Origin of the sequence: Candidatus Methanoperedens nitratireducens (assembly GCF_900196725.1) — an archaeon.
Taxonomy (GTDB): Archaea; Halobacteriota; Methanosarcinia; order Methanosarcinales; family Methanoperedenaceae; genus Methanoperedens; species Methanoperedens nitroreducens_A.
Genome location: NZ_FZMP01000064.1, coordinates 1 through 7598, shown reverse-complemented (window position 1 = coordinate 7598; position 7598 = coordinate 1). Strand labels below are relative to the sequence as shown.

Here is a 7598-nt window from a genome sequence, read left to right as displayed (position 1 = left end):
TGTCAGAAGTTTGGGGTAAAGTTGGGTAAATTGGTAAATTTTCCCAGATATAGCTCAGATTTAAATCCGATAGAACAAGAGTGGAGACCCTTTAAGAAAGAGATTCACAACAAAATCATTATGGTGAAAAGAAAGCTAAATTCTGCTGTTGCTGAGGGGATAGCAGCTATACAGACACCAAAAGGTTTGTTGTCAAAATATTTCCCAGTTCTATTCGGGCAAAATTAGTATGATTGACTATATTACAGGCTCGCATCAAAAGGCAGGCAAGATACACGCTTTTTAATGGATGCGGAGGTCTTCCTTTCTCATCCTTGAAAACTGCTTTGTGTATTACATCGATTAACGGTGCAGGTGCTAATAATGAGAATATTATAGCAGAAACTGCAATCGATGCTGTTCTCAAATATCTTAGTAGAGCTGCTGGAGCTTGCAATAACTTCGGTTTGCTCATGTCTCCCGTCCCCTTGATCTTTGTTCAGTATTTCAGTATATTACTGGATTCTATAGATGTTTTATAGTATAAATGTGAGCAAACTTATGCGCAACCCTCCCCATTATCAAAACAAAACCGAAAACCTTATTAATCAGAAAAATACCCTTACTTTCATTGGAATGTTTGAGGAACCAGAAAAAAAGGTTTATTGAATCGAATTATATTGGATAGGATAGGAATTCAGGTTCCTCAGAAAATCATTTAGTAGTTTATTACTTAAAGCGATTTTCCAAAATTATACCCAAATTGTTGCCAGAATCGGCCTTTAACCTGCTCCCCGCTTTCCAGCCACCTCTAACTATAATTACTATAGCATTCAAGCTCCGACGGGTGATTTATGAATAGATGCACATGGCATGCGGACATCAAGACCAATATTAATTATCCCGGCGGCTAATAAGAGAGAGCAATGGACAGAACCGGATACGCATGCAGGGACCTGGTAGAACAGCTCCTCCGAAAAGAGATAACAAACGAGCAGGAGCTAAATGCAGCTAAAAAAGAAGTGAGCGCGCGCTATAAACTTTCCTCTTTGCCGGGTAATTCAATGATACTCGCAGCCGCAAAGGATGAGGAAAGACAGGAGGTTATTGAGCTTCTTCAACTGAAGCCTGTAAGGACGATATCCGGCGTGGCTGTTATAGCTGCAATGACTTCACCTGCCCCCTGCCCCCATGGATTATGTATCCAGTGCCCGGGCGGTCCTGCCTCAAAATTCCATTCGCCGCAGAGTTATATGGGCGCAGAGCCCGCAGCAAGGCGGGCATTTGAGAATGGTTTTGACCCTTACATGCAGGTCTCCTCGCGCCTGAGGCAGCTTTTAGAGATAGGACATCAGGTCGGGAAAGCTGAGCTTATCATAATGGGCGGGACGTTCACAGCGAGGGCGCTGTGCTACCAGGAATGGTTCGTGAATCGCGCCATTGAAGCGATGAACGATTTTTACGGGGAGGAATGGCGGCAGAACAGGAAGTATATTCCAATCGAAGAAGTCCAGTCTGCCAACGAGAGCGCACGCATCAGGAATGTGGGTATCACTATAGAGACAAGACCGGACTGGACGGAAAAAGAGCATATCGATACCATACTCGGGCTGGGAGCTACGAAGGTGGAGATAGGAGTCCAGAGCACCTATGATTTCATTCTTGCAGGGATACAGCGCGGACATACCGTTACGGATAGTGCGAATGCCAACAGGAGGCTTCGCGACAGCGGCTTGAAAGTCGGGTTCCATATGATGCCGGGGCTTCCGGGTTCGACGACGGATTCTGATCTTCGCATGTTCAAAACGCTATTTGAAGATGAGCGCTTTATGCCTGATTACCTGAAGATATACCCGACGCTGGTCACAGAAGGGACGCGTCTTCATGGGATGTGGGAACTCGGGAATTATGCGCCTCTTGAAGTTGATGAAGCGGTGGAACTCCTCGCAAAAGTAAAATCCATACTGCCTAAATGGGTCCGTTTGCAGAGGATACAGCGCGACATTCCCGCCTACCAGGTGCTTGCGGGGATCAAAAAAAGCGACATAAGGGAACTGGCAAAAAAAGGCTCCTGGGAATGGGAGGCAGGTGCCGCTGCATCAGGTGCCGGGAGGTCGGGCACAGGGCGCTTTCGGGAATTGAGCCGGGGAATATCGAACTGACCATGGAAGAATACAGAGCCTGCGGCGGCAAAGAGCACTTCATCTCATTTGAGGACACGGAAAAGGATGTGTTAATAGGATTTATCAGGCTCCGTTTCCCCAATGCGCCCCACAGGCAGGAGCTTCCAGGCGCGGCGCTGATCCGCGAACTGCATGTTTACGGCTCTATGGTCGCTCCGGGTGACAGCGCGGGCGAGGCGCAGTGGCAGCACAGGGGATACGGCGAGGAGCTTCTGGCACAGGCTGAAGAGATGGCACACTCGGCAGGATATGAGAAGATAGCAGTGACGAGCGCTATAGGGGTGAGGGATTATTACAGGAAGTTCGGCTACGAGCGCGAAGGCGCGTATATGATGAAGAGGCTGTGACTTTTATATCTTATAAACTTGAGTGGAATGCAGCGCAACCAGCGTTCTGCTAAACCAGAAGTACCTCGACCAGCAAAAGCTCAGCATCATTTTTGCCTCGATGCGCATCTCCATCTCTTCCTTCACCATTACAGCCCCAAGCGCAGGAACAGGTTCGCCGTTCACCTCCACAGGTCCGCCTTCAAGCACATACAGGTATGCGCCACGCCCTTCTTCGATATGGAAACCTACTTTTTTACCCGCTTTAACAAAACAGGAATACACCGCCGCATCCGAAACTATGCGCAGGGCTCCGGGATAGGTATTGGAGACCAGGGGCAGGAACCGGTTCGTCCTTTCCGGCTTTTCAACCCTTTTCTGCTCGACTGCGGGTTCAAGTCCGTGCTTTGAAGGAAAGAACCACATCTGGATGAAGCGCATCGGTTTATCCGGCAGGTTATTAAGTTCTGAGTGCCACATGCCTTTTCCCACGGTGGTATGCTGTACCCAGCCCTTTCTGAGTATCCCGCCTTTTCCGCGCTCATCAGCGTGCCTGAACTCGCCTTCAGCGCAGTAGGTCACGACCTCATTATCCCGGTGCGGATGCAGGGGCCAGACAGCGCCGGGAGATAGCGTATCGTCGTTAAAGACGCGCAGGGTGCCGAAGTGGGTATACTTGGGGTCGTAGTACTCATCGAAAGAGAAATGCCACCTGCCGTGGAATGTGCCGTTCTCTATCTCGCCGTGAGCCTGGTAGATGGTGTCCGGATTTCTAATAATAATCATATATTCTCCCCACTGTGAATAATAGTTTAATTCTATTCTTGTAAATAGCTTACGTACGAAACACATATGTTACTCTAAGAGAAATACATGATTTGTGGAGGAAATAATGAATCATCTTATCGTATATTCGCATCCAAATCCGGAAAGCTTCTGTCATGCGATTTTAGAAACAGCAGTAAAGACTTTGCAATCAAAAGGGCATGAGGTAGTTGTAAGAGACCTGTACGCGCTGGGCTTTGATCCTGTGCTGAAAGGCAGTGATTTTATAGAATTCCAGTCGGGTAACATACCTTCGGACATTAAAGCCGAACAGGAGAAAATATCCGGCGCCAAAGTCATCACATTTATATATCCTATCTGGTGGACGGGCCTGCCTGCCATGATGAAAGGCTACATAGACCGCGTATTTTCCCTGGGCTTTGCATATGCAGTCGGGGAATGGGGACCCGTCGGATTGCTCACAGAAAAAAAAGCCATCATTTTCAATACAACAGGTGCGGCTAAGGAACTCTATGATGAGTCAGGCATGTTCGATGCTATCAAAAAGACATCGGATACGGGCATTTTAAACTTCTGCGGAGTTGGAATCCTTGAGCATAAGTTCTTTACATCCGTCCCTTCTACGGATGATGCCACAAGAAAAGGTTACTTATCAGAGGTAGAAGCCGTAATGAGCAAGTTTTAACAAAGCATTAAGGTGCGGACTGGAAATGAAGCCCGGAAATTAAAACTATCGCCTCGGATATGGATAACTTATTAATATCATAGGTTATAATATATAGTGGAGGCTTAAAATGTTTAAGGCAGTAATTGGCGCAGAAAAACTAAAGGATACGATCGAATCAATATCTACACTCGTTGATGAAGCAAGATTCAAACTCACGGCAGATGGGGTATCTGTCAGAGCTGTCGATCCCGCCAATGTCGCAATGGTGAGTCTTGACCTTGCAAAAGATGCTTTCGATTCATTTGAGGCGACAGAGGGAGAGCTTGGTATCGATCTTACGAAATTGAACGGAATACTGGAAATGGCTGACAAGAACGATAATATCGAACTTTCTCTTGACGAGACTGCCCATAAACTCGTTATCCGGATGCGTGAGCTTTCTTACACCATGTCCCTGCTTGACCCTTCATCCATAAGAAAAGAGCCGAAAGTCCCTGCTCTTGACCTGCCTGCGCACATCGTCATACGCGGAGAGGACCTGAAGAGAGCTGTAAGGGCTGCCGAGAAGGTAAGTGACTATATGTCCATGGGAGTGCGCGGAGAGGTCTTCTTCATGGAAGCCGAAGGAGATACTGATAACGTCCAGCTGGAGATGACAAAAGACCAGTTAATAGACCTCAAGCCAGGTGAGGCAAAATCGCTGTTCTCGCTTGATTATCTTACAGATATCAGCAAGATCGCCGGGAAAACCGGAGAGGTCTCAATAGATATCGGAAAAGATTATCCCCTGAAAGTCAGGTTCAAGATAGCGCAGAATCATGGTGATGTCAGTTATATGCTGGCACCCAGGGTAGAATCCGAGTAGGCATGGATGTCTTCGGTTTCGCGTATTTTCCTTTTATTCACGGCGCTTTAAAATACGTGGAATCCCTGGACTTTAAACTTGATGAACTTTTTTATGACAAAGCCTTCGAGAAGGTAAGGGAAAGAGGGAAAGAGCGCGTCCTCCAGGCTATCCGGGACGGCGTCCTGGAACATGAGGTCTCTGACAGGATAAGCGCTGAAAAGGAACTGCTGTCGTACCCTGTCGCAAGGATACTAGTTTCATGCATTAATGACGGATACCTTATACGGCGCTATGCTCTTGCCGAGGCAAAATCCTCCTACGAGCAGATAAAAAAGCTGCAGGATGATGTCCTTAAAGAACTTGCCTTCGATTTTGACATCAATTGCGATATTGAAGATCATGCTTATGCAATGCATTTTTCAGATTATATCCGCTACGCGAGCGCCATCCATGAAAAGGAGTGGAAGCTGATAAACAGGAAAATGAACCGCGGCAAGGTCCATTTAGCCAGGGAGGAATTCTCGCGCATCCTGGAAGAGGCTATAAGGAAAAGGATCGAATCAAGCCTTCCGGTAGAAGTGCCGGACGATATCATCTCTGCTCTTGAAACATATCTTGAGGAAATACGCAGCAGCCTCAGCGCGCGCAAATCCGAGTTCAGCATCGAAGAGTTCCGGGAGATAATGCCTGACTGTTTTCCCCCGTGTATGGTACATTCCCTCTCGAACGCCCAGGCTGGCGTGAACCTTGCACATTCAACACGCTTTGCCCTTACCTCATTCCTGCTCAATATCGGGATGAACGTGGAAGGGATAATCGAACTTTTCAAGGTCTCGCCGGATTTTGATGAGGAGCGCACAAGGTACCAGGTAATGCACATCCAGGGCTCAACGGGAACGGTCTATAAGTCCCCCTCGTGCGCCACCATGACAACTTACGGGAACTGCTTTGGCAAAGAGCCTCTCTGCGAGCGGATTTCGCATCCCCTGGGTTACTACAGGAAAAAGGCATGGATATTGAAAAAAGAAAAAATTGCTGAAAAACCTGAATAAACTGCAAAACATATATCCAGAAGAATATCAATATATGCACAGAATGTTCAAGGGCTTTAATTTCTGGAAACAGCGGGCTTTCAAGAACCTGTTATCACAGCCTGGAAACAGGCTTACTATCTATACCCGGAACAACCCGGACCCGGACTCGCTTGCAAGTTCACTTGCGCTCAAGAGGATCGCAGAACATTACAACCTGGAAGTCGCAGTCTATTATACCGGGGCGATCCAGAACAGGACCCTTGCCAATGTCCTCGGCGACGATGTGATGAACGCACCGCAGATATCCTCATCCCGGAACTGCACGGCTTTTGTTGATCTGCTGCCTACGGAGTTGACCGGCGAAAAAATCAATCCCACAATAGTGATAGGACATACCCTTGGCAACAAAGAAGGTATACATTGCGCCTACCAGGATATCAGGACGACCGAAACCACATCGAGTATAATGACAGAGTACCTGAAAAAACTCGGCGTGGCGATCGATAAAAGACTGGCGACCCTGCTTCTTTTTGCTATCCGGGACAAGACCAGGACCCTTATAGCGAACTTTACGTTACATGATCTTGAATCCTACTGGTTCATCCATAAATACGCGGATATGGAATTGCTGAACAGCCTTGAGCACCCGTCAGCCAGGATTGATACTTTCGAGGATCTTTCACGCGCGATCGCAAATAAAATAATGAAGGGAGCATCCCTGTTCACTACGGTAGGTTACGTGAAAGACCCGGGCACGATTCCCAGGGTCTGCAAATACATGCTTGATATAGAAGGCATTTCAACGGCTCTTGTGCTGGCTATCAATGCAACGAAAATCTATGTTTACGCCGAGTCAAAGAACATGGAACTTAACATGAAGAACGTTCTCAAGAAAGCGTTCGGGGAATGGGGCGAGGTCACGGGCGGTCCGCTCCATGCTAACACCTCGATACCTCTCGGTGTGTTCGGTATTGCCGCAAGTGCCGAAAGCGCGAAACCACTCCTTCTGAAGTCTATCAGCGACTCTATATCTTCGCGATATTTCTATGTCCTTGAAGCCGAATAACGCCTGCCGCGCGCACACTGGACGCATATCCCCTCTCCTGTAAGACACCGGGAACACACGAGTCTCCCGCAAAGCGGGCATGTAAACAGCTTTCCGGGACGTCCGCAGATGCTGCAAATTCCGGTTACTTCCATGCTCTCTTCACTCTTCCCGCACAATTAATTAAGACGCCTGGTATGGAACGAAAAACTCCTCTATCATCCATGATTCAAGCTCATCGGAGTCCTTCTTCTTCACCGGGTTGATCAACAAGGACCTTTTTTGATGTATTTCAGACACTTTTTTATTCATTCGTATCATGGCACCCTTTTTGCCGTCTCCATAAAATCTGAGGTGCTGTGAGCACTTAAAACTATCGATTTCCTCCTGTCACAACCCTCAGTATCTCGATATCATCCTCGGTCAATTTCTCATCCAGCGGAACAGGAACACCGGCGCGAAATACGATAACTATCTCAGGATTGATATGAAGAGACTCAAGGAGCTCTTCATATGTTGAATCCGCCAGAACTTCTAATTCCTGTTCTTTTACACCGCCAGATAGTATTTTTACCCTTACTTTCAAATCTACTCTTCAGGTAGTTCTTCTAACTCCACCTTCGTTTTTGTTAAATCCTCAAGATGCTCTTCCATTAATTTGTTCTCCAGAATTTTCTGTTTTTTCTCGCCTTTTCTCTCCAGATCCCGCTTTTTAAGTTTTGACATATTTT

General features: G+C 47.2%; 9 protein-coding genes and 1 pseudogene. 7 read left to right on the top strand and 3 right to left on the bottom strand.

Annotated features, from left to right (window positions below):
* The 3 genes and pseudogenes from MNV_RS05325 to MNV_RS20985 form a co-directional block, all read left to right on the top strand.
* Positions 1 to 228 (top strand): annotated as a pseudogene (locus MNV_RS05325) (hypothetical protein); the annotation flags it as partial.
* A gap of 677 nt (positions 229 to 905) precedes the next feature.
* On the top strand, positions 906 to 2141 hold the full coding sequence (locus tag MNV_RS05315; protein WP_306453624.1) for a tRNA uridine(34) 5-carboxymethylaminomethyl modification radical SAM/GNAT enzyme Elp3: 1236 nt from the start codon (positions 906 to 908) through the stop codon (positions 2139 to 2141).
* A 2-nt stretch (positions 2142 to 2143) separates the two neighbouring features.
* Positions 2144 to 2509 carry a GNAT family N-acetyltransferase gene (locus MNV_RS20985; RefSeq protein ID WP_306453623.1) on the top strand — a complete coding sequence of 122 codons (366 nt, stop codon included), beginning with the start codon at positions 2144 to 2146 and terminating at the stop codon, positions 2507 to 2509.
* Between the two features lie 3 nt (positions 2510 to 2512).
* Here the strand turns inward: MNV_RS20985 and MNV_RS05310 are convergent, their stop codons facing one another.
* Positions 2513 to 3274, bottom strand: coding sequence for a pirin family protein (locus MNV_RS05310; RefSeq protein ID WP_218837909.1), 762 nt, complete (start codon positions 3272 to 3274; stop codon positions 2513 to 2515).
* Positions 3275 to 3380: 106 nt separating this feature from the next.
* Here MNV_RS05310 and MNV_RS05305 point away from each other — a divergent pair, with 106 nt between their 5' ends.
* From MNV_RS05305 to MNV_RS05290, 4 genes are all read left to right on the top strand, one after another.
* Positions 3381 to 3959, top strand: coding sequence for an NAD(P)H-dependent oxidoreductase (locus tag MNV_RS05305; protein ID WP_096204326.1), 579 nt, complete (start codon positions 3381 to 3383; stop codon positions 3957 to 3959).
* A 109-nt stretch (positions 3960 to 4068) separates the two neighbouring features.
* A complete protein-coding gene (locus tag MNV_RS05300) occupies positions 4069 to 4806 on the top strand; it encodes a DNA polymerase sliding clamp (RefSeq protein ID WP_096204325.1) in 738 nt (245 codons plus the stop codon).
* A 2-nt stretch (positions 4807 to 4808) separates the two neighbouring features.
* Entirely contained in the window at positions 4809 to 5840 is a 1032-nt protein-coding gene (priL, locus tag MNV_RS05295; RefSeq protein ID WP_096204324.1) for a DNA primase regulatory subunit PriL, read from the top strand.
* 43 nt (positions 5841 to 5883) lie between these two features.
* Positions 5884 to 6888 (top strand): DHH family phosphoesterase, encoded by a 1005-nt coding sequence (locus tag MNV_RS05290; RefSeq protein WP_143311647.1) that lies wholly within the window; start codon positions 5884 to 5886, stop codon positions 6886 to 6888.
* On the opposite strand, the gene MNV_RS05285 is transcribed toward MNV_RS05290, so the two are convergent.
* Positions 6867 to 7022: an orotate phosphoribosyltransferase gene (locus tag MNV_RS05285; RefSeq protein WP_096204328.1), complete on the bottom strand. Its 156-nt coding sequence runs from the start codon at positions 7020 to 7022 to the stop codon at positions 6867 to 6869. The genes MNV_RS05290 and MNV_RS05285 overlap by 22 nt on opposite strands.
* 218 nt (positions 7023 to 7240) lie before the next feature.
* A complete protein-coding gene (locus MNV_RS05280) occupies positions 7241 to 7453 on the bottom strand; it encodes a sulfur carrier protein ThiS (RefSeq protein WP_096204322.1) in 213 nt (70 codons plus the stop codon).
* Positions 7454 to 7598 lie beyond the last annotated feature (145 nt).

Bases quoted from the DNA above. Each gene is read 5' to 3' on its own strand.
- MNV_RS05315 (WP_306453624.1), top strand. From the start codon at position 906: ATGGACAGAACCGGATACGCATGCAGGGACCTGGTAGAACAGCTCCTC.
- MNV_RS20985 (WP_306453623.1), top strand. From the start codon at position 2,144: ATGGAAGAATACAGAGCCTGCGGCGGCAAAGAGCACTTCATCTCATTT.
- MNV_RS05310 (WP_218837909.1), bottom strand. From the start codon at position 3,274: ATGATTATTATTAGAAATCCGGACACCATCTACCAGGCTCACGGCGAG.
- MNV_RS05305 (WP_096204326.1), top strand. From the start codon at position 3,381: ATGAATCATCTTATCGTATATTCGCATCCAAATCCGGAAAGCTTCTGT.
- MNV_RS05300 (WP_096204325.1), top strand. From the start codon at position 4,069: ATGTTTAAGGCAGTAATTGGCGCAGAAAAACTAAAGGATACGATCGAA.
- priL (WP_096204324.1), top strand. From the start codon at position 4,809: ATGGATGTCTTCGGTTTCGCGTATTTTCCTTTTATTCACGGCGCTTTA.
- MNV_RS05290 (WP_143311647.1), top strand. From the start codon at position 5,884: ATGTTCAAGGGCTTTAATTTCTGGAAACAGCGGGCTTTCAAGAACCTG.
- MNV_RS05285 (WP_096204328.1), bottom strand. From the start codon at position 7,022: ATGGAAGTAACCGGAATTTGCAGCATCTGCGGACGTCCCGGAAAGCTG.